At 31.6% G+C, this 24,036-nt stretch carries 25 protein-coding genes and 1 other annotated feature; of the genes, 24 read left to right on the plus strand and 1 reads right to left on the minus strand.

The genetic code is table 11. The annotated features are described in order from the left end of the window. Positions 1-5 precede the first annotated feature (5 nt). The 18 genes from pstB (at position 6) to uraA (ending at position 17,918) form a co-directional block, all read left to right on the plus strand. Positions 6-794 (plus strand): phosphate ABC transporter ATP-binding protein PstB, encoded by a 789-nt coding sequence (gene pstB / locus CLCY_RS09340; protein ID WP_048570863.1) that lies wholly within the window; start codon positions 6-8, stop codon positions 792-794. A gap of 125 nt (positions 795-919) precedes the next feature. Next, the gene (locus tag CLCY_RS09345; RefSeq protein ID WP_048570864.1) at positions 920-2,248 is read left to right on the plus strand and encodes a DUF512 domain-containing protein; all 1,329 of its coding nucleotides are present in this window, start codon (positions 920-922) and stop codon (positions 2,246-2,248) included. Then, on the plus strand, positions 2,233-3,552 hold the full coding sequence (gene der / locus CLCY_RS09350; RefSeq protein WP_048570865.1) for a ribosome biogenesis GTPase Der: 1,320 nt from the start codon (positions 2,233-2,235) through the stop codon (positions 3,550-3,552). The genes CLCY_RS09345 and der overlap by 16 nt, the downstream gene beginning before the upstream one ends. 10 nt (positions 3,553-3,562) lie before the next feature. Then, a complete protein-coding gene (locus CLCY_RS09355; RefSeq protein WP_048570866.1) occupies positions 3,563-4,564 on the plus strand; it encodes an NAD(P)H-dependent glycerol-3-phosphate dehydrogenase in 1,002 nt (333 codons plus the stop codon). Between the two features lie 92 nt (positions 4,565-4,656). Next, positions 4,657-6,138 carry a stage IV sporulation protein A gene (gene spoIVA, locus CLCY_RS09360; RefSeq protein WP_048570867.1) on the plus strand — a complete coding sequence of 494 codons (1,482 nt, stop codon included), beginning with the start codon at positions 4,657-4,659 and terminating at the stop codon, positions 6,136-6,138. Between the two features lie 208 nt (positions 6,139-6,346). Then, a complete protein-coding gene (locus CLCY_RS09365; RefSeq protein WP_048570868.1) occupies positions 6,347-7,195 on the plus strand; it encodes a biotin/lipoyl attachment domain-containing protein in 849 nt (282 codons plus the stop codon). Positions 7,196-7,207: 12 nt separating this feature from the next. Further along, positions 7,208-7,897 carry a YggS family pyridoxal phosphate-dependent enzyme gene (locus tag CLCY_RS09370; RefSeq protein ID WP_341372102.1) on the plus strand — a complete coding sequence of 230 codons (690 nt, stop codon included), beginning with the start codon at positions 7,208-7,210 and terminating at the stop codon, positions 7,895-7,897. A gap of 30 nt (positions 7,898-7,927) precedes the next feature. Further along, on the plus strand, positions 7,928-8,452 hold the full coding sequence (locus tag CLCY_RS09375; protein WP_048570869.1) for a cell division protein SepF: 525 nt from the start codon (positions 7,928-7,930) through the stop codon (positions 8,450-8,452). Positions 8,453-8,463: 11 nt separating this feature from the next. After that, the gene (locus CLCY_RS09380) at positions 8,464-8,718 is read left to right on the plus strand and encodes a YggT family protein (RefSeq protein ID WP_048570870.1); all 255 of its coding nucleotides are present in this window, start codon (positions 8,464-8,466) and stop codon (positions 8,716-8,718) included. A 17-nt stretch (positions 8,719-8,735) separates the two neighbouring features. Continuing rightward, a complete protein-coding gene (locus CLCY_RS09385; protein WP_048570871.1) occupies positions 8,736-9,509 on the plus strand; it encodes a YlmH family RNA-binding protein in 774 nt (257 codons plus the stop codon). Between the two features lie 18 nt (positions 9,510-9,527). Beyond that, positions 9,528-10,220: a DivIVA domain-containing protein gene (locus CLCY_RS13515; protein ID WP_082141783.1), complete on the plus strand. Its 693-nt coding sequence runs from the start codon at positions 9,528-9,530 to the stop codon at positions 10,218-10,220. Positions 10,221-10,267: 47 nt separating this feature from the next. After that, positions 10,268-10,467 (plus strand) — a binding site (T-box leader). Positions 10,468-10,529: 62 nt separating this feature from the next. Further along, complete coding sequence (ileS, locus tag CLCY_RS09395) at positions 10,530-13,334, plus strand: isoleucine--tRNA ligase (RefSeq protein ID WP_048570872.1); 2,805 nt, start codon at positions 10,530-10,532, stop codon at positions 13,332-13,334. Between the two features lie 151 nt (positions 13,335-13,485). Continuing rightward, on the plus strand, positions 13,486-13,797 hold the full coding sequence (locus CLCY_RS09400) for a DUF5665 domain-containing protein (protein WP_048570873.1): 312 nt from the start codon (positions 13,486-13,488) through the stop codon (positions 13,795-13,797). A gap of 11 nt (positions 13,798-13,808) precedes the next feature. Then, positions 13,809-14,375: a TraR/DksA family transcriptional regulator gene (locus tag CLCY_RS13360; protein WP_053083302.1), complete on the plus strand. Its 567-nt coding sequence runs from the start codon at positions 13,809-13,811 to the stop codon at positions 14,373-14,375. Between the two features lie 109 nt (positions 14,376-14,484). Next, positions 14,485-14,937, plus strand: coding sequence for a signal peptidase II (lspA, locus tag CLCY_RS09410; RefSeq protein WP_048570874.1), 453 nt, complete (start codon positions 14,485-14,487; stop codon positions 14,935-14,937). A gap of 9 nt (positions 14,938-14,946) precedes the next feature. Continuing rightward, positions 14,947-15,876, plus strand: a complete 930-nt coding sequence (locus CLCY_RS09415; protein WP_048570875.1) for an RluA family pseudouridine synthase — start codon at positions 14,947-14,949, stop codon at positions 15,874-15,876. Between the two features lie 150 nt (positions 15,877-16,026). Further along, positions 16,027-16,566, plus strand: a complete 540-nt coding sequence (gene pyrR / locus CLCY_RS09420; protein WP_048570876.1) for a bifunctional pyr operon transcriptional regulator/uracil phosphoribosyltransferase PyrR — start codon at positions 16,027-16,029, stop codon at positions 16,564-16,566. Positions 16,567-16,640: 74 nt separating this feature from the next. Continuing rightward, complete coding sequence (gene uraA, locus CLCY_RS09425) at positions 16,641-17,918, plus strand: uracil permease (protein ID WP_048570877.1); 1,278 nt, start codon at positions 16,641-16,643, stop codon at positions 17,916-17,918. 42 nt (positions 17,919-17,960) lie between these two features. Here the strand turns inward: uraA and CLCY_RS09430 are convergent, their stop codons facing one another. Then, positions 17,961-19,706, minus strand: a complete 1,746-nt coding sequence (locus CLCY_RS09430) for an Rqc2 family fibronectin-binding protein (RefSeq protein WP_048570878.1) — start codon at positions 19,704-19,706, stop codon at positions 17,961-17,963. A 117-nt stretch (positions 19,707-19,823) separates the two neighbouring features. On the opposite strand from CLCY_RS09430, the gene dapF reads away from it, so the two are divergent. From dapF to coaBC, 6 genes are all read left to right on the plus strand, one after another. Beyond that, a complete protein-coding gene (gene dapF, locus CLCY_RS09435; RefSeq protein ID WP_048570879.1) occupies positions 19,824-20,648 on the plus strand; it encodes a diaminopimelate epimerase in 825 nt (274 codons plus the stop codon). 141 nt (positions 20,649-20,789) lie between these two features. After that, a complete protein-coding gene (locus CLCY_RS09440; RefSeq protein WP_048570880.1) occupies positions 20,790-21,671 on the plus strand; it encodes a YicC/YloC family endoribonuclease in 882 nt (293 codons plus the stop codon). A gap of 13 nt (positions 21,672-21,684) precedes the next feature. Next, positions 21,685-21,960, plus strand: a complete 276-nt coding sequence (remA, locus tag CLCY_RS09445; protein WP_048570881.1) for an extracellular matrix/biofilm regulator RemA — start codon at positions 21,685-21,687, stop codon at positions 21,958-21,960. Between the two features lie 20 nt (positions 21,961-21,980). Further along, positions 21,981-22,586, plus strand: coding sequence for a guanylate kinase (gmk, locus tag CLCY_RS09450; RefSeq protein WP_278336154.1), 606 nt, complete (start codon positions 21,981-21,983; stop codon positions 22,584-22,586). Between the two features lie 5 nt (positions 22,587-22,591). Continuing rightward, the gene (gene rpoZ, locus CLCY_RS09455) at positions 22,592-22,810 is read left to right on the plus strand and encodes a DNA-directed RNA polymerase subunit omega (protein WP_048570883.1); all 219 of its coding nucleotides are present in this window, start codon (positions 22,592-22,594) and stop codon (positions 22,808-22,810) included. 9 nt (positions 22,811-22,819) lie between these two features. Next, positions 22,820-24,010 carry a bifunctional phosphopantothenoylcysteine decarboxylase/phosphopantothenate--cysteine ligase CoaBC gene (gene coaBC / locus CLCY_RS09460; protein ID WP_048570884.1) on the plus strand — a complete coding sequence of 397 codons (1,191 nt, stop codon included), beginning with the start codon at positions 22,820-22,822 and terminating at the stop codon, positions 24,008-24,010. The last annotated feature ends 26 nt before the right edge of the window (positions 24,011-24,036 follow it).

A 24,036-nucleotide genomic window follows, 5' to 3' on the forward strand; every position in this document is an offset into this window, starting at 1 on the left:
TTAATATGAAAAAGTACTTAAGCCTTAAGGGGGAAAAGATTTTGAATAAAGTAATATCTGTAAAAGACCTGAATTTACATTATGGAACAAATCATGCACTAAAAGACATAAACATTGAGATACCAAAAAATAAGGTTACAGCCCTAATAGGTCCCTCAGGTTGTGGAAAATCAACTTTTCTTAGAACTTTAAATAGAATGAATGACTTAATAGATAATGTTAAGATAACAGGAGAAATTCTATATAACGGTAATGATATATATAAAGATTTAGATGTATATGTATTAAGAAAGAAGATAGGAATGGTATTCCAAAAGCCAAATCCATTTGTAATGTCTATATACGACAATATTGCATATGGACCAAGACTTCATGGAGTGACTAAAAAATCAGAACTAGACATAATAGTAGAGAAAAGTCTAAAGGAAGCTGCTATATGGGATGAAGTAAAGGATAGATTAACAGAGTCAGGCCTTTCACTTTCAGGAGGTCAGCAACAAAGACTTTGCATTGCAAGAGTTATAGCAACAGAACCAGATGTTCTTCTAATGGATGAGCCAACATCAGCACTTGATCCTATATCAACATCAAAAATTGAAGAGCTTATAACTGAAATGAAAAAGCAATATACCGTTGTTATTGTTACTCATAACATGCAACAGGCAGGAAGAATATCAGATAATACCGCATTTTTCCTAAATGGTGATCTTGTAGAATATGATGAAACAGAAAAGATATTCTACAATCCAAGTAACAAAAAAACAGAGGACTATATTACAGGTAGGTTTGATTAAACCTACCTTTTTTTATGGTATAATAGAATATCATGAAATTATAGTTACCTTGATATTTAATATGTAAAGTGTTATTATAACTTAATGAATTAGTGAGATATAAGGAAAAAGTATGGAGTGAGTTTATGGAGAAAGAGATAGTAATAAGTAACGTTCAAAGTGGTAGTATTGCAGAGGAAGTTGGAATATCAGTAGGAGACATTTTAGTAAGTATAAATGAAGTAGAGATTAAGGATATAATTGAATATAGATATATCGTTTGCGAGGAATTTTTAACGGTTATCATAAGAAAGCCAGATGGTGAAGAGTGGGAGATAGAAATCGAGAAGGATTATTATGAAGATATCGGTATAGATTTTGAAGATCCTATAATAGATCATGCTAAAAGGTGTCATAATAAATGTATATTTTGCTTTATAGACCAACTACCTAAAAATCTAAGGGAAACTTTATACTTTAAAGATGATGATTCAAGGTTATCATTCCTCCAAGGAAATTTTGTAACTCTTACTAATATGAAGGATGAAGATATTGAAAGAATTATAAAGTATAGAATAAGTCCTATAAATATTTCTGTTCATACAACTAATCCAGACTTAAGACGTATAATGCTAAATAATAAAGATGCTGGACTTATAATGGAGCGATTAAAAAGACTTTCGGAAAATGGAATAGATATGAATTGCCAAATCGTTTTATGTCCAGGTATAAACGACGGAGAAGAGCTGAATAAAACAGTAAAGGATCTTTTTAGCCTTTATCCTAATGTTTCAAATGTTGCTATAGTTCCAGTTGGAGTTACAAGATATAGAGAAGGTCTACATAAAATGCAAACCTTTACAAATGAAACTTCAATTAACGTAATTGATATGATTGAAAAGTTGCAAAAAGAAATTGTAAAGGAAGTAGGGGAACCATTTGTAAGGCTTGCTGATGAGTTTTATGTTATGGCAAATAGAAGTTTACCAAGCATCAGTCACTATGGTGATTTTCATCAGATTGAAGATGGTATAGGTATGATAAGATATCTAGAAAGTTGTGTAGATGAGGATTTGATTAATAGTGATGTTAATGGAAATAATATAGAGATAGGATTTGTAACAGGAGAATCTGCCTATAGCTATATAAGGTCAGTTGCAGACAAAATAGAAAGCAAATTAAATTTAAAAATAAATGTTCATATGATAAAAAACAACTTTTTTGGTGGAGAGATAACAGTTGCAGGACTTATTGTAGGAAGTGATATTATAGCTCATTTTAAGGATAAAAAGGTAGAAGACTTTTTAATACTTCCTTCAAATATGCTTAAAGCCGATGAGGATATTTTTTTAGATGACACTACTTTAGATGAACTAAAAGATAAACTAGGAGTTAAAATAATCAAATGTAAGTATACAGGAGAAGACCTGGTTGGAAAAATAATAGACGAGGTGATAACATGTCAAAACCAATAGTTGCAGTAGTCGGAAGACCTAATGTTGGAAAATCTACACTTTTTAATAAATTAGCAGGAGATAGAATATCAATAGTAGAAGATACTCCAGGAGTAACAAGAGATAGAATTTATGCAGAGGTTGAATGGTTAACACATAAATTTACACTTATAGATACTGGTGGGATAGAGCCTGATAGTGAAGATATAATTGTGAAGCAGATGAGAAGACAGGCGGAAATTGCAATCGAAACTGCTGACGTAATTGTATTTATAGTTGATGGAAGAGAAGGAATTGTTGCAGCAGATTATGAAGTTGCAACTATGCTTAGAAAATGTAAAAAGCCAGTTGAACTTGTTGTTAATAAACTAGATAACATTTCACTAGAAGAAAATAAATATGAATTCTATAATTTAGGAATTGGTGACCCTATAGCTATATCAGCATCACAAGGTTTAGGACTTGGAGATATGCTTGATGAAATAGTTGAGAACTTTAATACAAGTGATGACTCAGTAGAGAATGAAACAGATATTAAGGTAGCTATAATTGGTAAACCAAATGCAGGAAAGTCTTCACTTTTAAATAACCTTTCAGGTGAAGAAAGAGCAATAGTTAGTGATGTGCCAGGCACAACTAGAGATGCAATAGATAGTTATGTTCAATTTGGAGAAGAAAAGTTTTTATTTATAGATACTGCTGGAATAAGAAGGAAAAGTAAAGTAAGTGAAGAAGTAGAAAGATATAGTGTGCTTCGTGCCATAACTTCAATTGAAAGAGCAGATGTTTGTGTTATTATGATAGATGCTACTAAGGGAGTTACAGAACAGGATGAAAAGATTGCAGGACTTGCACATGAAGCAGGAAGGGCCAGCGTAATTGTTGTTAATAAGTGGGATCTTATAGAGAAAAATGATAAGACAATGAATGAATTTACTGATAAGGTGAGATGTGATCTTGCATTTATGCCATATGCACCTATTGTATTTATATCTGCAAAAACAGGACAGAGAGTAAATAAGTTAATAGATGTTATAAAGTTCGTAGCTGAAAAGCATAATATGAGAATAAAAACAGGAGTACTAAATGAGGTTATAAGTGAAGCTGTTATGATGAAGCAGCCACCAGTTGAAAAGGGTAAACCTCTAAAGATATATTATGTAACACAAGTTTCAACAAAGCCACCTACATTTGTATTCTTTGTAAATTATACAAATATAGTTCATTTTTCATACCAAAGATACTTAGAAAACCAACTAAGACAACATTTTGGACTTGAAGGTACTCCTATAAAGATTATTTATAGAGAAAAAAAGGATGATTAGGGGGAAAAAAATGAAGGTTTCTATTATAGGTTCAGGGAGTTTTGGGACTGCTATATCAATTTTACTTGGAAATAAAGGGTATAATGTATATACATATGATAGAAATTCAGAGCTAATTAATTTCATGAGGGAAAAAAGAGAAAATGAAAGATATCTGAAAGGGGTAAAACTACCGGATAATGTTACACCTGTTTCAACACTTGAGGAGGCTGTAAAGGATACAGATGTTTTTGTTTTAGCTGTTCCATCACATGGTATTAGGGAAATATGTTTAAAAATAAAAGCGATAAGTGATACAGATAAGGTTATTGTAAACCTTTCTAAGGGAATAGAAAATGGAACACTTTTAACAATGTCACAGGTTATTGAGGAAATTTTACCTAAATCAAAGGTAGTAGTTTTGTCAGGACCTAGTCATGCAGAGGAAGTGTCTAGAGGTATTCCAACAACTGTAGTTGTTTCATCAAAGCATAAACAAGAAGCAGAAAATGTTCAGGATATGTTTATGACTTCAAACTTTAGAGTTTATACAAATGATGATTTAATAGGGGTTGAACTTGGAGGAACTGTAAAAAACGTAATAGCACTTGCTGCAGGAATTGCAGATGGTATTGGCTATGGAGATAATACTAAGGCAGCGCTTATGACACGTGGTATTGTTGAGATAGGAAGATTAGGTGTTGCGCTTGGTGCTAAAGGATTAACCTTTGCTGGTCTTTCAGGTATTGGAGATTTAATAGTTACCTGTACAAGTATGCATTCAAGAAATAGAAGAGCAGGTATATTAATAGGCCAAGGAAAAACTATGGAGGAAGCTCTACGTGAGGTTAACATGGTTGTAGAAGGGATAAGTGCTACAGAGTCTACATATCATTTATCTAGGAAGGTAAATGTTGATATGCCTATAGTAGAAGCCCTATATAGTGTGTTATTTGAAGGTAAAAATGCAAAGGATGCTGTATCAGAGCTTATGATTAGAGATAAGGCCCATGAGATAGATAGCTTATTATAAAAAAAGATGCAAGTCACTTGCATCTTTTTTGTTCTAAACAGGACTAATTTACAATATATATTAACAGAAAACCAAATAAGGGAGGTAGGGCTGTGGATAACTTTGATATATATAAAGATATATCCGAAAGAACCCAAGGAGACATATATATTGGTGTTGTGGGTCCTGTTAGAACTGGAAAATCAACCTTTATAAGAAGATTTATGGACTTATTAGTTATTCCTAATATTGAAAATAGCTACAAGAAGGAAAGGGCAAAGGATACTTTACCACAAAGTGGATCAGGTAAAACTATAACAACTGTTGAACCAAAGTTTGTACCTAATGAAGAAGCTGTAGAAATTCTTCTAAGTGACAACGCTAGAATGAGAGTAAGAATGGTTGATTGTGTTGGATATATGGTAAATGGAGCTACTGGACATATTGAAAATGATGAACTAAGAATGGTTAAGACGCCTTGGTTTGAAGAGGAAATACCATTTATTAAGGCTGCAGAAATAGGAACAAAAAAAGTAGTTTCAGAACACTCAACCATAGGTCTTGTTGTTACAACAGATGGAAGCTTAACAGACATTCCAAGGGATAATTACTTAGAGGCTGAAGAAAAGGTTATATCAGAATTAAAAGAGCTTAATAAGCCATTTGTAGTATTACTTAACTCACTTACTCCATATAGTGATGAAACTAAGGATTTAAAAAGTCTAATGGAAGAAAAATATCAAGTTCCAGTAAAAGTAATTGATGCGCTGAATATGAAGCTTGATGATATTACTGATATACTAGAAAAGGTTCTATATGAGTTTCCGGTAAAGGAAATAGGTGTTAATATTCCTGAGTGGGTAGAAGCACTAGATAATAGTCACTGGCTGAAGAAGAATTTTGTATTAGCTATAAAGTCATCTGTTGTAGACTTAGATAAGCTAAGAGACATAAAATTTGTAGCAAAGGGTTATGAAGAACTTGATTTTATTGGCAATGTTAAATTTAATGAAATTAAGCTTGGTGAAGGAAAAGCTACACTTGATATGAAGGTCCAAGATGGACTATTCTTTAAAATACTTGGTGAAATATCAGGCAGTAGTATAGAAAGTGAATTTGGATTACTTAATTTAATGAAGGATCTTACAGTTGCAAAGAAAGAGTATGATAAAATATCGGAAGCTTTAAGGGATGTAAGAGAAACAGGCTATGGAATTGTACCACCTCAAATGGATGAATTGAGACTAGAAGAGCCAGAACCTGTAAAACAAGGAAGTAGATGTGGCTTAAAGCTTCGTGCAAGTGCACCATCTTTACATCTAATAAGAGCCAATGTAGAAACTGAAGTTACTCCTATAGTAGGTATAGATAAGCAAGGTTCAGATATGGTTAAGGCACTACTAGAAGAGTATGAAACTGATCCTCAAAAGCTATGGCAGGCAAATATGTTTGGAAAGTCACTTGAGGAACTTGTAAAGGAAGGACTTCAAAGTAAAATTCAAAAAATGCCAGAGGATATACAAGCAAAGCTACAAAGAACCCTTCAAAGGATTGTAAATGAAGGAAGTGGAAGCCTTATTTGTATAATACTTTAAATTGGAAAATAGTCTTGATTTATATCAAGGCTATTTTTTAATTATGTAAAACTTATTTGAAATATCCTATAAAATGTTAAATTATCTTATTACTTTTGTAATATAGTTAAAAATCGAGTAAAATTAATTAAATACATTAAATAAAACTGAGATTTTTGAAGGAATATAGTTGTCTTTGAAGAATAGATAAAATAGTGGAGGTATAATCATGCTTAAAAAAATAGGAATACGGAATACGTTAATATATTTAGCTTGTTTATTAATAGTTTACTTTACATTTATTTTTAGAATTCCTGTTGATACTACAAGGGCAGAATATACAATCTATGAGGATAAAGTTTATTTTAAGGGCATTTACTTTGCAGATGAAAATGTAATTTATAAAAATCCTATTGAGACATTAGGGAAGTTAAACGCAGAGAATGGAACTAAAATAGGCAAGGGAGATAAAATTTCAGATAATCTAATTAGTAATGATGTTGGAATATTAATGTATAATATAGATGGCTATGAAAATAAGTTTAACTTAAATAATATTAAAAGTTTAAGTTTATTAGATATGGATAAAATTATAGATAATCATGTTATTAGTCCAGGACTAAAAGTTATTTATAATGAGAGTCTTTACATATACTCTTTTATAGGTAAAGATGGAAGTTTTAAAAAAGGACAGAATTTTTATATATCTATAGGAAGTAGTAGATATATGTGTAAAATTCTAGATACAGTTAGTAGAAAAGAGGGTAATTTTTTAGTTTTAAAATTAGTTGAAGACATTAACTACAAAAATTTGCATAGAGGTATAACAGGGGATATAATAAAGTCAAGCCATAAAGGTATTTTAATACCATCAAGTGCCATTAAGTTAAAGGGGGATACATATAAGGTCTTCGTTAAAAAGGTAAATGGCTATGCCGATATAAAAAATGTAAATGTAGTTTATGATGATGGAGAAAATGCTGTAGTAATTCCAAAAGGACAAAATACCATACAGCAATATGATGAAATAATTATAGATCCTCCTAAAATATTAAAGGATGGTACAAAGGTTAGGTAATGAGGTGATTGTATGGACATGCTACAAAACTTACAAAATGTTTACTTGAAAATTGAAACAGCTGCAAATTTAACAGGAAGAAAAAAGGAAGATATTACACTAATAGCAGTTAGTAAAACAAAGCCTATAGAAATGCTAGAGGAGGCTTATAATTTAGGAGTAAAAGTTTTTGGAGAAAATAAGGTGCAAGAATTGGTTGAAAAGTACGAAAAGTTACAAGACGTACATTGGCACTTAATAGGTACTCTTCAAAAAAATAAGGTTAAGTACATAATCGATAAAGTTGACTTAATTCATTCTTTAGATAACTTTGACTTAGCAAAAGAAATTGATAAGAGAGCGAAGGCAAAAGGCATTATAGCTAATGTGCTTATTCAGATAAATATAGGAGAAGAAGAATCAAAGTCTGGAATACTTAAGGAAGAATTAAATCAATTTATAGAGGAACTAAAAGTATTTGAAAATATCAAAGTATGTGGTCTTATGGCAATACCACCAAAGTGCACAGGTGATGAAGTAAGATACTATTTCAAACAAATGAAAATATTGTTTGATAATTTAAAGACTAAAGAAAATAGTAAGTTAATTATGAAATATCTATCAATGGGAATGACAGGAGACTATGAAGTTGCTATTGAAGAAGGTGCTAACATGGTTAGAGTAGGAACCGGAATTTTTGGAGATAGAGATTACACAAAGTAATTTTAAAAGTTATTTAAGGAGGTTAAAGCTATGGAAAACAACGACGGAATACTAAAAAAGATGTTTGGATCACTAGGTCTTGGAAGTGATGATGATGATGATATGGAATTAGACGATGTTCAAGAAGAGGTATATGAAAAGAGAACAAAAAAACCAGAAAAGAGCGATAGAATGAGAGAAAGAGAAGAATTTGAAGAAAGAGAAATAGAAACAATTCAAGGTACAAACAAAGGAGGTAAGGTTGTTAGCATTAATACATCAGCACCTCCTAAGGTAATACTTAAAAAGCCTAAGGAAATGGAAGATATGATGGAGGTTGTGGATGCTGTTAAGTCAAGAAAGATAGCAGTAGTTAATCTTTTAGATGTAGACCTTCCACTTGCACAAAGAATGATAGACTACGTTGGGGGAGCTTGCTATGCCATAAATGGAAAGTTTGCTCAAATTTCTCATCTTGTATATATAGTTGTAGGTGAAAATGTAGATCTTACAAACTATATAAAAACAGAGGTTAATAAGCAAAGCGCCGATGCATTTAGCATTACTGAGGAGTAGGAGGTAAGTCTTTGATAATAATATTAAAATTTTTAAATTTACTTCAATGGTTAATAATTTTAGATGCACTGCTTTCTTGGTTCATACCACCAAGAAGCAATGCTTTTTCCAGAATGATAGGTATAATTATAGATCCTATTTTGATGCCTTTTAGGAAACTTCAAGAAAGATTTTCATCAGGGGCTATACCTATAGATTTTTCACCAATACTAGCTATATTTTTTATAACAATAGTTGAATCACTATTAAGAAATTTAGTGTTTTAGTATGAAATATGTAAAATATGGACGATAAGTTTATAAAGAATATAGAAAAAAAATTCTCTATAGAAAAGGAGAAAGTAGGCCAATTTCTTGGAAAGATTAGAATAGCTAAAAAAAATTGGGATGTTATTTACACTGACTTTTTAACTTTAAATGAGCAAGAGTTTCTTAAGATTCTAGCCTTTGAAGAGGATGTGTATATATCTTTTTATATAGAAGATGACTTTGAGAGAAAAATGGCTCTAATTTCTCCTATAGAGTGTTTGGAAGATTTTCCTATTAAGGCGTTAAAAATAACTGGAAATTTTAAGTTTGAAAAGGTTGATCATCGGGACTATTTAGGTTCAATACTTGGGCTTGGAATTAAAAGAGAGAAAGTCGGAGATATAAATGTATATGAAGATGGGGCTGAAATATTAGTACATAGAGATGTTGCACAATACATTTTATTTAATCTAATAAAGGTAAAACATACTGGAGTTAAGGTGCTAGAGATTGACATAAGCAGTATTAGAAAAAAGTCTCAAAATCTAAAAGAACTAAATGTAAATGTTTCATCCTTAAGGTTTGATGCTGTGCTCTCAGGAATATTTAACATCTCGAGAACAAAATCTTCTTCCCTTATAAAAAGTGGGGATGCTAAGATTAATAATATTATAAGCACGGATTCATCTACTTTAGTAAAAAGTGGTCAAGTTATAACTCTTAGAAAATATGGAAAAATAAAAGTTGGAGATGTTATAGCTACTACAAAAAAGGAAAGACTTGTACTTTCAGTTTACAAGTATATTTAGTTTTAGGAGGGGATAACTTTGACGATCACGCCAAATGAAATAAGTAATAAGGACTTTAAAAAGAACTTTAGAGGATATGACATGGATGAGGTTGATACCTTTCTTGATGCCATAAGAGAAGATTATGAAAAAATATACAAAAATAACTCTGCCTTAAAAGAACAAGTATTGGTTTTAAAAGAAAAGGTAGATCATTATACAAATATGGAAAATACACTTCAAAACACACTTATCCTAGCTCAAACAGCTGCCCAACAAGCAAAGGAAAATTCACAAAAGGAAGCAAGTATTGTTATGAAGGATGCAGAAAGACAAGCTGAAATCATAATAAAGGAAGCTGAAAAGAGAATAAGTGAAATAAATAAAGAGTATGAATTTATAAAGCAGCAATTTAATGCTTTTAAGTCAAGATTTAAAGGCATGGTTGAATCTCAACTAGAAACAATAGAAAAAATAGAAATTGAAACTGGAATAGCAATAGTCTCTAGTACTACTTTAGAGGAAAGTGCTAATGTAAATAAATCAACTACTTCCCCAAAAAGTGCTTCTAACAAGGATTCGGAAATATCTAAGACAGAAAATAATGATAGTAAAGAAAAAAAGTTTGGGGCACATCAAGAGCATAAAAAAGATTATAAAAGAGAAGGTAAAAAAGAGCATAAAGAAAAGCATAGATTTAATCACAAAAAGGCGGAAAAAGTGGAAGCATAATATTGTTGACATCTCAAAAAAATTGTAGTATATTAAGCATAAATATTGGAAAAGCAGTGATAGGGAAGAGTAGATAGACTAGGGTTTATTAGAGAGTGGGAGAAGGTGAAAGCCCATAGACATGGTCTTTTGAAAATCACCCTGAAGTTGTAGGCTGAACTAGTAGTAAGCTGTGCCGGATTACTTGTCCGTTATCTATTAAAGTTATAAATTTGGGTGGTACCGCGAGTAGAATTTCGCCCCATAGGGGCGATGTCTACTCTTTTTGTTGTGTTTATGATAATTTAAAAGGTTACAGGAGGGAAAAATATGGAAAAAGAAAAAGTTGATTATGGAAAAACACTTAATCTTCCACAAACCGACTTTGCAATGAAGGCAAATCTTCCACAAAGAGAACCAGTAATACAAGAAAAATGGGAAAAGGAAGATCTATATAACAAAGCATTAGAAAAAAATAAAGGAAATAAATCATTTATTCTACATGATGGACCTCCATATGCTAATGGAGATATTCACCTTGGACATACTCTTAACAAGGTATTAAAGGACATGATTAATAGATACAAGACTATGAATGGTTTTTATGCACCATATGTTCCAGGATGGGATACACATGGGCTTCCTATAGAACTTCAAGCAATTAAAAAGCTTGGAATTAAGAAGAATTCAATGAGTACAGTAGAATTTAGACGTCAATGTAGAGATTATGCCTTAACTCAAGTAGAAAGACAAACAAAGCAGTTTAAAAGATTAGGGGTTATTGGAGATTTTGATAATCCATACCTAACTTTAAGACCAGAGTTTGAAGCTAAGCAAATTGAGATATTTGGGAAAATGGCTGAAAAAGGATATATATATAAGGGACTTAAGCCAGTATATTGGTGTAGTTCTTGTGAAACAGCCCTAGCTGAAGCTGAGGTTGAATATGCAGACAAAACTTCTACATCTATATATGTTAGATTTAATGTAACAGATGATAAGGGAATGTTTAAAAATTTAGGACTAGACCTTTCAAAGGTTTACTATATTATATGGACAACAACTCCATGGACACTTCCTGCAAACCTTGGTATAGCGCTAGGACCAGAAATAGAATATGCAATAGTTAAAGAAAAAGACAGTTACTATGTAGTAGCGAAGGAACTTTTAGAATCTGTTAAGAGTGCAATTGGTTTTGAAGAAGCTGAAATTATAGCAGAATTCAATGGATTAGACCTTGAAGGGCAAGTATGCAAACACCCATTTATTGATAGAGATTCAAAGGTTATTGTAGGAGACCATGTAACATTAGAATCAGGTACTGGATGTGTTCATACAGCACCTGGACATGGTAAAGAAGACTTTGAAGTAGGTCAAAAGTATGGGCTTGAAGTTATAAATCCAGTTGATAATAGAGGTAGATTTACAAGTGAGGCTGGAAAATACGAAGGGTTAAAGTATACTGAAGGAAATGATGCTATACTTGAGGACATAAGAGAAAGTGGAGCACTTTTAGCTGATAGTAAGATAAACCACTCATATCCACATTGCTGGAGATGTAAAAAACCTATAATATTTAGAGCTACAGAACAATGGTTTGCATCAATTGATGGATTTAAAGAAGCTGCAGTTAAGGAAATCAAGAATGTTAAGTGGATTCCTGAATGGGGCGAAGAAAGAATAACTAGTATGGTTTCAGATAGAGCAGACTGGTGTATTTCAAGACAAAGAGTTTGGGGTGTTCCAATTCCAATATTCTACTGTGAAAAGTGTAATAAAGAAATTATAAATACAGATACTATTTCTAAGATTTCATCTATATTTAAGGAAAAAGGTTCAGATGCTTGGTTTGAAATGGATGCAAGTGAGCTTATACCAGAGGGTACGGTATGTGAATGTGGATGTAGTGATTTTAGAAAAGAAATGGATATTATGGATGTTTGGTTTGACTCAGGTTCTTCACACGCAGGTGTGCTTGAAGCTAGAGAAAACCTTTCATGGCCAGCAGATATATACTTAGAAGGTAATGATCAATATAGAGGATGGTTCCAATCATCACTTTTAACTTCTGTTGCAGCTAAGGGAATAGCTCCATATAAGACAGTTATTACTCATGGTATGGTTGTTGATGGAGAAGGAAAGAAAATGTCTAAGTCACTTGGTAATGGTATTGATCCAATGGAGGTTATCAAGGAAAATGGTGCTGATATACTAAGACTTTGGGTAAGTTCTGCTGATTATAAAAGTGATGTTAGAATATCTAAAAATATTCTAAAACAACTTTCAGAAGGATATAGAAAAATTAGAAATACAGCTAGATATATGATAGGAAATTTATCAGACTTTGATCCAACTAAGGATAAGGTAAGTTATGAAGATATGAACGAACTTGATAAATGGGCTGTACTAAAACTTCAAAAGCTTATAAATGGAGTTACTAACTCATATGAAAACTATCAATTCCATGCTGTATACCATGATATACACAATTTCTGTGTTGTTGATATGAGTAACTTCTATTTAGATATAATTAAAGATAGATTATATACAGAAAAAACTGACTCAAGTGAAAGAAGAGCAGCACAGACAGTAATGTATGATGTATTAAATGCTTTAGTTAAGATGATATCACCTATAATGTCATTTACATCAGAGGAAATCTGGAACTTCATAAAACATGAAGATGAAGATAATGTAGAAAGTGTACTTTTATCAAGTTGGCCAAAGGCTTCAAATGAAAATAATGATAGTGAACTTGAGGCGAAATGGGATAAAATGCGTGAAATAAGAACGGAAGTTTCAAAGGCCTTAGAACTTGCTAGAAGAGAAAAGATAGTTGGAAACTCACTAAATGCAAAAATATACATTAACGCAGATGGTGAAGTTTATGAATTCTTAAATGGTATGAGAGAATACCTTGAAACAGTATTCATTGTTTCACAACTTGAATTAACTAAGGGGCTTGAAAATGTAGCTGAAAATGCATATAAGTCAGAGGAAATAAAGGATCTTGCTGTTTTAGTTGAGCAAGCTCCAGGAGAAAAATGTGAAAGATGTTGGATATTTAGTAGTACGATAGGAGAGGATAGTAATCATCCAACTCTATGTGCTAGATGTTCATCAGTTATAGAATAAAGAATAAAAGAGGTAACAAAGGTTACCTCTTTTATTTTTTATAAAAAATTAATTTTTTTTAATTTATTTGGAACAATATGTAGCACATGGTGCTTTTTTATAACACATATAATTCGACATATTGGTAGAAAATATAATGGGAGGTAAAGGTATGTCTAACAAAAACACAAATTCATCAGAAAGTAGCAGTAGGGAAGATTATGATGATCTTCTAAGGGCAATTTCTGAGCATTTTGAAAGAGCAAGACTTGCAGACTATGTAGATCTAATGCAAAAACCTCGCAGAATGATTATCCTTAATTTTTTATCAGGTGCTGCTAAAGGATTTGGTCTTGCAGTTGGATTTACTATTTTAGGTGCGGTACTTATATATCTCCTTCAGAAAATAGTAGTACTAAACCTTCCGGTTATAAGTGAGGTAATTGCAGAAATGGTTAAACTAGTTCAGCTTAAACTAAGGTAGAGGTGATATATGTGAATGGTAAATTTATAAATAATATGGAAGATAAACTTGAATCCTATAAAGATGAAACAATGAAAACAATAGGTTCACTAGCGGATAGAATAAGAGATGTTAATGACCCAGCATTTTCGGTTAATCATTCTCAGGTTACTAATCATCCTGCTGATATTGGAACAGAGCTTTTTGATAAAGAATTAAACATTGCATTAATTAATAACCAAAGAGAATTAACTAATAAAATTGAAGATGCTTTAGATAGAATAAATGAAGGAAACTATGGAACATGTGAAATGTGTGGTAAAGGTATTGAACCAGAAAGGCTTGAAATACTTCCATATACAACATCCTGTGCAGATTGTGCAATTGAGGGTACGGTAAATCTTCCAGTTAAGCAGAATTATACTAGTGAAGCTACATTAAGAAATTTCTATGATGTATATGAAGAGTTAGAAGAAGAAAATGGAGCATATATGAGCGATGAGTTAACAATTAATATGCAAGATCCTAACTATATTGTACCAGGATGCGTAGAAAAGATAGAAGAAATTAGTAATGAGGAATATAGAAACCAATTATAAAAGAGGCAGATGCCTCTTTTTTTAAAGGAATTATAGTGTATTTTACTTGAAAGAGTCTATGCATTACTATATTATTTAATAGTAATGATAAATCAAAGGTGGGGTTTTTATGTTTAACGCTCTATTTATACTTGGGATAATACTCCTTGATCAGTTTTCAAAGTATATGGCTAAGTTTTTCTTTGAAGGTGGTAATGATAAGGTTCTCATAGAGGGTATGTTTTCTTTAACGTATCTAGAAAATAGAGGAGCAGCATTTGGCATTTTTAAGGATCAAAAATTTATACTAATAGGTCTTACGGCTATAGTGATTATTTCATTAATTGTTTATTTATATAGACATAAGAAAATAACAAAACTTTTAAGAATATCCCTTATCTTAATTATAGGAGGGGCTGTTGGAAATTTAATAGATAGAATATATCTAGGATATGTTGTAGACTTTTTTCATTTTTACATAAAGGATATATTTGACTGGCCTGTATTTAATATAGCAGATATAAGTGTTGTGTGCGGAACAACTTTAATGGCTATTGCTATATTATTCTCTAAGGAAGATTAGGAGGAAAAAATGTTTGAAGAAATACTTAACTTTACTATAGATAAAGAGGATGCAAATAAAAGAATAGATGTTTACTTAAGCGAAAATATTGAGGATATGTCAAGATCCCAAATTAAGAAGCTAATAGATGATGAGACTGTAAAAGTAAATGGTAAAATAATAAAAAGTAATTATAAAACTAAAGAAAATGATTCTTTAGAAATCACTATCCCTGAGCCTAAAAATCTCGAACTAATAGCTGAAGATATAGATATAGATATAATTTATGAAGATGATGATATTGCAGTAGTTAATAAAGCTAAGGGAATGGTTGTTCATCCTGCTGCAGGGAATTATACAGGTACACTAGTTAATGCTCTTTTATATAAATGCAATAACCTATCAAGTATTAATGGAGTTATAAGACCTGGAATAGTACATAGAATAGATAAGGATACCTCAGGTGTATTAGTTATTGCAAAAAATGACATGGCACATAGAAGTCTTTCTGAACAAATAAAAAATCATACGGTAAAAAGATGTTATCTTGCTTTAACAGAAGGAGTAATTAAGGTAGATAGTGGCACAGTAAATGCACCAATTGGAAGACATCCAGTAGAAAGAAAGAAAATGGCTATAACAGAGAAGAATTCCCGTCATGCAATTACCCATTTTAAAGTTATTGAAAGATTTCAAAGAAATACTTTAATAGAAGCAAGACTTGAAACAGGAAGAACACATCAAATAAGGGTTCACATGGCACATTTAGGTTATCCATTAGTTGGAGACCCTGTATATGGCTTTAAAAAGCAAAAATTTAATATAAAGGGTCAAGCCCTACATGCTAGAACACTAGGGTTTATGCATCCTAGAACAGGGGAGTATGTTGAATTTTCATCTGATATTCCAGATGACTTTAAAAGGGTTCTTAGCAGAATAAGGAATGTTGAAAATAGTTGATTAAAATAGAATTGTGTATTATAATGTAGCTAAGTAGAAACCTTTAAACTAGTCCAGTGAGGCTGTAAGGAGAAGATACTATTATTATGGTTATTTGTACTTCTTGCAGTTATGCAGGAAGTTTTTTTATATGCTTAGGAGGTGGATTAAGTGAAAGTTAAAGCACAATTGCTTGATGAAAAAAGTATAAATAGAGCTTTGATTAGAGTTTCTCATGAAATAATAGAGAAGAATAAAGGTGTAGAAAACATTGTTTTAGTAGGTATAAAAACAAGAGGAGTACCACTAGCTAAAAGAATAGCTGGCTATATAGAAGAATTTGAAGGAACTAAGGTAGAGATTGGAACCTTAGATATAACTCTTTATAGAGATGACCTATCAGAGAAAAATTATGAACCTAAGGTTAATGATTCAGATATACCTTCAGATTTATCTAATAAAATAGTTGTATTAGTAGATGATGTTTTATACACAGGAAGAACAGTTAGATCAGCACTAGATGCTATTATAGATATAGGTAGACCAAATTCAATTCAATTAGCAATATTAATAGACAGAGGTCACAGAGAGCTTCCAATAAGAGCTGATTATGTTGGGAAAAATGTTCCAACATCCATTGATGAAATAGTTCAGGTTGAACTAAAAGAAATTGATGGAATTGATAGGGTTATCATAAGCGAAAGTGAATAATCTTTTAATTTAGTCCAGAGAGACTAAAAAGGGAGTCAAAATGGCTCTCCCAAAAGAATAAGGGGGAAACAAATATGAATCAAACGAAAGAAGAACTAACAAAGAAAGACTTTGTAGATGTTAGAGAAACACTACCTTTTATTAAGGCTCTACCACTAAGTCTTCAACACATGTTTGCAATGTTTGGATCATCAGTTTTAGTTCCGATTTTACTAGGAGTAGATCCAGCAACAGTTCTACTGTTTAATGGTATAGGAACACTACTATACATTGCAATTACTAAAGCAGGAATTCCTTCATATCTAGGATCAAGCTTTGCATTTATAGCACCAGCTGCTGCAATAATTGGTTCACAAGGATATGAGTATGCTTTAGGAGGTTTTATTACTGCAGGTGCAGTATTCTCAATTGTCGGACTTATAGTAAAGAAAACAGGAATTAATTGGATTAATCTTATCTTCCCACCAGCTGCAATGGGAGCAATACTTGCAGTAATGGGATTAGAACTTGGGCCAGTAGCTGCTGATATGGCAGGGTTCATTCCAAAAAACGGGGCATTAAATACAACAAATATAACTATATCAGTTGTAACTCTTGCTATTGCTATTTTTGGTTCAATGATGTTTAGAGGATTCTTAAAGGTTATACCAGTACTTATATCAGTAGCAGCTGGATATATTTTATCAGTTGCACTTGGAGTAGTAGATTTTTCAGCAGTTGTAAATGCACCATGGTTTGCACTACCACATTTTACAACTCCGAAATTTAGCTCAGTTGCTATATTTACAATTTTACCTGCGGTATTTGTTGTACTTGCAGAGCATATTGGACACCTAATTGTTACAGGTAATCTAGTAGGAAGAAAGCTAGAAGAAGAACCAGGACTACACAGATCGCTACTTGGAGATGGTATTTCAACAATGCTATCAGGATGCTTTGGATCAGTTCCAACAACAACATACGGAGAAAACATTGGAGTTATGTCAATAACTAGAGTTTATAGCGTATGGGTAATAGGAGGAGCTGCGGTATTCTCAATACTTCTATCTGTATCAGGTAAACTTACTGAGATTATAAGAACTATACCAACTCCAGTAATGGGTGGAATAAGCTTGCTTTTATTTGGAACAATTGCAGTTGCAGGACTTAGAGTTCTTATAGAACAAAAGGTAGACTTTTCAAAGTCAAGAAATCTGATTTTAACTTCTATTATAATGGTAATTGGTTTAAGTGGAGTTAAGGTAAATATAGGAGTTCCGCTAAGTGGAATGGGTCTTGCAACAATAGTTGCAATACTATTAAATATTATATTTATAGTTATAGAAAAATTAAACCTTACTAATGATAATTAATTAAAAATAAAACCTAAGGTAGTTAAATACCTTAGGTTTTTCTTATTTACTAAGCTTTGTTAGTGACTTTACTTTGGTTTCATCAGGAGTTATATATATAGTTTTATTAGTAGTGTATATAACCATTCCAGGTTTTGCACCGGAAGGTTTTTTTACGTTTTTCTTTTCAGTATAATCTACTGGTACATTAGTAGAATTTTGACCCTTGCTATGATATGCTGCAAGGTTTGCAGCTTCTAAAATAGCTGTATCTGATACTTCCCCTGATTTTGATTTTATTATTACATGGGAGCCTGGAATCTCCTTAGTGTGAAGCCATATATCACTTGATACAGCAAACTTAGTTGTTAGATAATCATTTTGATTATTGTTCTTACCTACATATATATCATATCCATCACTGGATACAAAGTGATGAGGAAGTGACTTTTTACTTCCTTTTGATTGTTTTCCTCTCTTTTTTATGTATCCAATAGATGAAAGTTCAGATTTAATTTCTTCAAGTGTTTCTATATCATTAGCATTTTCTACATTATAAAGAATGTTTTCAAGATAAAGCTTTTCATCTTCAGCTTCCTTAAGTTGTAGGGTTACTGTTTCTATTGTTATTTTTTCTTTATTATATTTCTTATAATATTTTTGAGCATTTTGATTTATTGAAATATCATCATCAAGTGGAATGGTTATATCATTAAGGTTTTCATCGTAGAAGTTTTGAAGGGTTACACTTTTCATTCCATCCTCTAGAGAAAACTGATTAGCCATTAAAATATCTCCATAAACTTTATATGTCTCATAATTACTACATTCTATAAGCTTTTCTTTGTGTATTTGAATCTTTTTCAGTGTTCTATCGTATAGGTTAGATATTAATTTGAAAAGATCGCTATACTTTTGTTTAAGAGAATTTTTAAGATCTCTTTGACCATAGAAGCTATCAAGTAATTTTGATGGAGAGTCAAAGTCTATGGATGTAAGTCCATTATAGCTTTTTAATGGGAGACAATAAAAATCATTCATTAAGTCATTATTATAATAGATTCTATAGTTGAAACTACAGCTTTTTACTTTGGCCATATAATAGAAAAAATTTGATGATATAGTATCCCTTTCATCTGCTAAAAGCTCTATAAGTTTTGTATTTTTATAATTCTCAGTAACATCATCTGAAAACTTTTTAGATATTCCAAGAAAACTTGACATAATAGCCTTAGATGCAGTTTCTAAGTCCTTTGAATTTAAGTATTTGTCAAATTCATCTTTAGTAATATTTAAAGGACTTACCTTGCCTGATAAAGGTGGAGATATATAATCAAATGATGGAAGTACAGTTCTATATCTACTTGTTTCAGAAGTTATGTGTTTAACAGAGTCTACTATTTTTTCTTTATCGTTTATTAGAATGATATTGCTATGCTTACCCATAATTTCTATTATTAGGTGAAATGTAAGAGGATATCCAAGTTCATCTCTTCCCTCAATTTCAAAATCTACAATTCTATCAAAATTAATCTGATTAACACCTTTTAATTTTGCACCTGCAATGTATTTTCTAAGTACCATACAAAATCCAGGAGGAACTAAAGGGTTCTCTTTATCAGTTTCTGTTATATGTACCCTTGGAAAGGATGGATTACAAGAAAATAATACCTTGTATGCTTTTTTATCCTTTCTAATATAAAGAATAATTTCATCCTTTGTAGGTTGGTGAATTTTATCTATTCTTCCATCCGATAAAAGGGATAATTCTTTTACTATACTATTGGTAAAAAATCCGTCAAATGGCATATTGTACCTCCATAAAAATAAATTTGTATGTTTAATTGATTTCAGTTATAGTAATATAATAATATAAAAAGTGCAACTTAGAAACATTAATTTATCTTTAGCTCAGGAGGGGTTTATATGAAGTTTTCGAAAATGCATGGTCTTGGAAATGATTTTATAGTAGTAGAGGAAAGTAATTTAAATGGAGAAGATATATACTCTCTTGCGAAAAAGGTATGTAATAGAAATTTTTCATTAGGGGCAGATGGTCTATTAGTTGTATATAAATCAAGTTTAGCTGACACAAAAATGGAGATAATTAATTCAGATGGAAGTTATGCTAGTATGTGCGGAAATGGCATAAGATGTTTTGCTAAATATGTATATGAAAAGGGAATAGTTAATAAGGAAGTAATAACAATTGAAACTGGCGCTGGAATATTAACTGCTTATCTTAATGTCGAGGATAATATAGTTAAGGGTATAAAAATAGATATGGGAGTCTTTAGCTACGCTAAAGAAGATATTCCATTTAGAGGCGATGAGGACAATAAAAACTATGTTTTATCAGTTAATGATAAGGATTATAGCTCAACAACAATGCTTCTAGGGGTTCCACATACTGTAGTTTATGTTGATAATATTGATGCTGATGAAGTTATAAAAAGTGGTGCTGTTATTGAGACTTTAGAAAAGTTTGAAAATAACACAAATGTAAATTTTGTTAAGTATATAGATAGAGACAACATAGAGGTAAGAACCTGGGAAAGAGGTGCAGGAATTACCTTTGCATGTGGTACAGGAACCTGTGCTAGTGTAGTTAGTGGAATAACTAGAGGAATTAATAATAATAAGGTAACTGCAAAGCTTTTTGCAGGAAATATGATTATTGAATATACTGATGGTAAGGTGTATATGGAAGGGCCTGCTGAATTTATATGTGATGGTGAAGTAGTAGTATAATAAAACTTAATATAAAAACCAAATAAAACTTGATATAATCATTAGTAATTATGTATAATTAGAAGGAAAACGCCAAAGGGTGGCAGAAAATAAACAAAACGGCTAATAATTAATAATATAGGTATGACTGTAGGTGAAAATATGATAAAAAGCATGACAGGGTATGGAAGAGGAAGTGCAGAATCAGATGGAAAAGGCTTTAATGTTGAGATAAAGTCAGTAAATAATAGGTACTTAGATATAAACATTAGGCTTCCGAGAATGATTAATTCTTTAGAAGATAGGATAAGAAAAGAAATTACATCTAAAGTTTCACGTGGTAAAATAGATGTCTATATTACATTAGAAGATTCAAGTGAAAAAGATGTATCAATAAAAGTAGATGATAATATGGCAAAAGCATATTATAATGCTTATTCCCATATAAAGAATTTATTAGGTATAACAGAGGATATACCATTATCATTAGTTTCTAAGGCACCAGATGTTATAGTAGTTGAAAAAAATGAAGAGGACTTAGAAGAAATTTATAAGGTATTATCCTTGGCTTTAAGTGAAGCACTTAATATGTTTGTCGACATGAGACAAGTTGAAGGAGAAAAATTAAGTGAAGATGTATTAAATAGATGTGATGATATTCTATCTATGATGAACACAATAGAAGAAAGATCACCTACTGTAGTTAGTGAATACAGAGAAAAGATAACTCAAAGAATAAATGAGTTTTTAGGGGAAATTGAAGTAGACGAAGCAAGGCTTCTTAATGAAGTTGCATTTTTCTCAGACAAATGTAGTATAACAGAAGAAATAGTAAGACTAAAGAGCCATATACTTCAACTAAAAGATACTCTAAAAAACAGTAATGATTCTGTAGGTAGAAAGCTTGATTTTCTAATTCAAGAAATGAATAGGGAAACAAATACTATAGGTTCCAAAGCGAATGATCTTCTTATTACAAAAACAGTTGTTGATATAAAAAGTGAAATCGAAAAAATTAGAGAACAAATTCAAAACATAGAATAAGGGGAGGCTAAAAATGTCTATTAAGTTAATAAACATAGGATTTGGAAATATAGTTTCAGCAAATAGAATAGTAGCTATTGTCAGTCCAGAATCAGCACCAATAAAGAGAATAATTCAGGAAGCTAGAGATAGAGGTATGCTTATTGATGCTACATACGGAAGAAGAACTAGAGCAGTTATTATAACTGATAGCGATCATATAATACTTTCAGCAGTTCAACCAGAAACAGTTGCCCATAGACTTGTTGTTAAGGATACAGAAGTTGAGGTTGAAGAAAACGAAGAATAATTATAGATAGGGTGAATAAAATGGGGAAGGGAATACTTGTTGTACTTTCAGGTCCATCTGGAGCAGGTAAAGGAACAATTTGTAAGGCTTTTTTAGAAAGAAACAAAAGTGTTAGACTTTCTATATCTTGCACTACAAGGGCTCCAAGAGAGGGAGAAGTTGACGGAGTTAATTACTTCTTTACGGAAAAAGAAGAGTTTGAAAAAATGATTAAAGAAGATAAGTTTTTAGAGTATGCAAATGTGTACGGAAACTTTTATGGTACGCCAAAATCTTACGTTGAAGAAACACTAAATAGTGGTTATGATATTATACTTGAAATAGATACACAGGGAGCTTTAAATATAAAAGAAAGCTTTAGTGATGGTGTATTTATATTTGTTATGCCACCATCATTAGATGAACTTAAAAGTAGAATCATAGGAAGAGGAACAGAAACTGAGGAAACTTTAAACAAAAGATTTAGTTCAGCTGCTGATGAAATAAAGCTTGCTGAAAAGTATAATTATGCTGTTTTAAATGATACTGTTGAAAATGCGGTTTCAAAGATTGAAAGTATAATAACTGCTGAAAAGTGCAAAATAAATAGAATTAAAGACCATATGGATGTATTACAGGAGGTTTAATAATTATGAGTAATTCAATGATAAATCCACCAATTATTGATCTACTAGATAAGGTGGGAGATAGATATTCACTAGTTGTTATTGCAGCTAAAAGAGCAAGAGATATAATAGATGGAGATGAGTCACTAGTTGATATACCATCAACAAAGCCTGTTACTCTTGCGGTTAATGAGATTAATGAGGGAAAACTTGTTTTTGAATCATTAAAGTCAGGTATAAAGTAGGAGTTTACAATGAGATGTAAAAAAACTGTTGTTATAGGAGTAACAGGGGGAGTTGCTGTTTACAAGGCTTTAGATATTGTAAGCAGACTTAAAAAAAAGGATATAGATGTTCACGTTATAATGACGAAAGCTGCTCAGGAGTTTGCATCGGAACTTAGTTTTAGATCCTTAAGTTTAAATCCTGTAACTACAGATATGTTTGATAGACCGAATAGTTTTGATGTTGAACATATTGCACTTGCTAAAAGGGCAGATGTACTTTTAATTGCACCTGCAACTGCTAATATAATAGGTAAGATTTCTAATGGAATAGCTGATGATATGCTATCTACAACTGTAATGGCAACCAAGGCTCCAGTAGTAATAGCTCCAGCTATGAATACTGCTATGTATGAGAATCCTATTGTTCAAAGAAATATAGAAAATCTAAAAAGCTATGGATATCATTTTATAGAACCATTATCAGGAAGACTTGCATGCGGAGATGTAGGTAGAGGGAAAATGGAATCACCGGAGGTTATAGTAGAATATGTTGAGATGCTTCTACATTCTAATAAGGACCTAAAGGGTAAGAATATATTAATTACTGCTGGGCCAACTAGAGAAGATATAGACCCAGTTAGATTTATTTCAAATAAATCCTCAGGAAAAATGGGATACGCTATTGCTCGTGCAGCGAGGGATAGAGGAGCTAATGTTACTCTTATCACTGGACCTACATCTTTAAGTCCAATAAAGTTTATAGATGTAGTAAATGTTTATAGTAGTGAGGATATGTACAAAGCTGTTATGGATAATCTAGAGTCAGCGGATATAGTAATAAAAGCAGCAGCTGTTTCAGATTATTCTCCACTTGACTATAGTTCTATTAAGATTAAGAAATCAGAGGATAGCATGACATTGCCTTTGAGAAAAAACAAGGATATATTACTTGAAGTTGGAAGTATTAAAGGTAGTAGAATAATAGTAGGCTTTGCAGCGGAAACTAATAATGTTTTAGACAATGCAAAGCTTAAGCTAAGCAAGAAAAACCTTGATATGATAGTTGCTAATGATGTTTTAGACAAGGGATCAGGATTTGACGTTGATACTAACAAAATAAGTATCATAACAAATGATGATATTATATCATATGATATTCTTACTAAGGACGAAGCAGCAAATAATATCCTAGATAAAATATTAGAAATTAAGCGCTAAGGCGCTTTTTTTTTCTAAGATTTAGG

The organism is Clostridium cylindrosporum DSM 605 (assembly GCF_001047375.1).
In the GTDB taxonomy this organism is placed as follows: Bacteria; Bacillota; Clostridia; order Clostridiales; family Caloramatoraceae; genus Clostridium_AB; species Clostridium_AB cylindrosporum.

What these genes read in the sequence shown, in the direction of transcription:
- pstB (WP_048570863.1), top strand. Translation starts at nt 6, where the DNA reads ATGAAAAAGTACTTAAGCCTTAAGGGGGAAAAGATTTTGAATAAAGTA.
- CLCY_RS09345 (WP_048570864.1), top strand. Translation starts at nt 920, where the DNA reads ATGGAGAAAGAGATAGTAATAAGTAACGTTCAAAGTGGTAGTATTGCA.
- der (WP_048570865.1), top strand. Translation starts at nt 2,233, where the DNA reads ATGTCAAAACCAATAGTTGCAGTAGTCGGAAGACCTAATGTTGGAAAA.
- CLCY_RS09355 (WP_048570866.1), top strand. Translation starts at nt 3,563, where the DNA reads ATGAAGGTTTCTATTATAGGTTCAGGGAGTTTTGGGACTGCTATATCA.
- CLCY_RS09365 (WP_048570868.1), top strand. Translation starts at nt 6,347, where the DNA reads ATGCTTAAAAAAATAGGAATACGGAATACGTTAATATATTTAGCTTGT.
- CLCY_RS09370 (WP_341372102.1), top strand. Translation starts at nt 7,208, where the DNA reads ATGGACATGCTACAAAACTTACAAAATGTTTACTTGAAAATTGAAACA.
- CLCY_RS09375 (WP_048570869.1), top strand. Translation starts at nt 7,928, where the DNA reads ATGGAAAACAACGACGGAATACTAAAAAAGATGTTTGGATCACTAGGT.
- CLCY_RS09385 (WP_048570871.1), top strand. Translation starts at nt 8,736, where the DNA reads ATGGACGATAAGTTTATAAAGAATATAGAAAAAAAATTCTCTATAGAA.
- ileS (WP_048570872.1), top strand. Translation starts at nt 10,530, where the DNA reads ATGGAAAAAGAAAAAGTTGATTATGGAAAAACACTTAATCTTCCACAA.
- CLCY_RS09400 (WP_048570873.1), top strand. Translation starts at nt 13,486, where the DNA reads ATGTCTAACAAAAACACAAATTCATCAGAAAGTAGCAGTAGGGAAGAT.
- lspA (WP_048570874.1), top strand. Translation starts at nt 14,485, where the DNA reads ATGTTTAACGCTCTATTTATACTTGGGATAATACTCCTTGATCAGTTT.
- CLCY_RS09415 (WP_048570875.1), top strand. Translation starts at nt 14,947, where the DNA reads ATGTTTGAAGAAATACTTAACTTTACTATAGATAAAGAGGATGCAAAT.
- uraA (WP_048570877.1), top strand. Translation starts at nt 16,641, where the DNA reads ATGAATCAAACGAAAGAAGAACTAACAAAGAAAGACTTTGTAGATGTT.
- CLCY_RS09430 (WP_048570878.1), bottom strand. Translation starts at nt 19,706, where the DNA reads ATGCCATTTGACGGATTTTTTACCAATAGTATAGTAAAAGAATTATCC.
- dapF (WP_048570879.1), top strand. Translation starts at nt 19,824, where the DNA reads ATGAAGTTTTCGAAAATGCATGGTCTTGGAAATGATTTTATAGTAGTA.
- CLCY_RS09440 (WP_048570880.1), top strand. Translation starts at nt 20,790, where the DNA reads ATGATAAAAAGCATGACAGGGTATGGAAGAGGAAGTGCAGAATCAGAT.
- remA (WP_048570881.1), top strand. Translation starts at nt 21,685, where the DNA reads ATGTCTATTAAGTTAATAAACATAGGATTTGGAAATATAGTTTCAGCA.
- gmk (WP_278336154.1), top strand. Translation starts at nt 21,981, where the DNA reads ATGGGGAAGGGAATACTTGTTGTACTTTCAGGTCCATCTGGAGCAGGT.
- rpoZ (WP_048570883.1), top strand. Translation starts at nt 22,592, where the DNA reads ATGAGTAATTCAATGATAAATCCACCAATTATTGATCTACTAGATAAG.
- coaBC (WP_048570884.1), top strand. Translation starts at nt 22,820, where the DNA reads ATGAGATGTAAAAAAACTGTTGTTATAGGAGTAACAGGGGGAGTTGCT.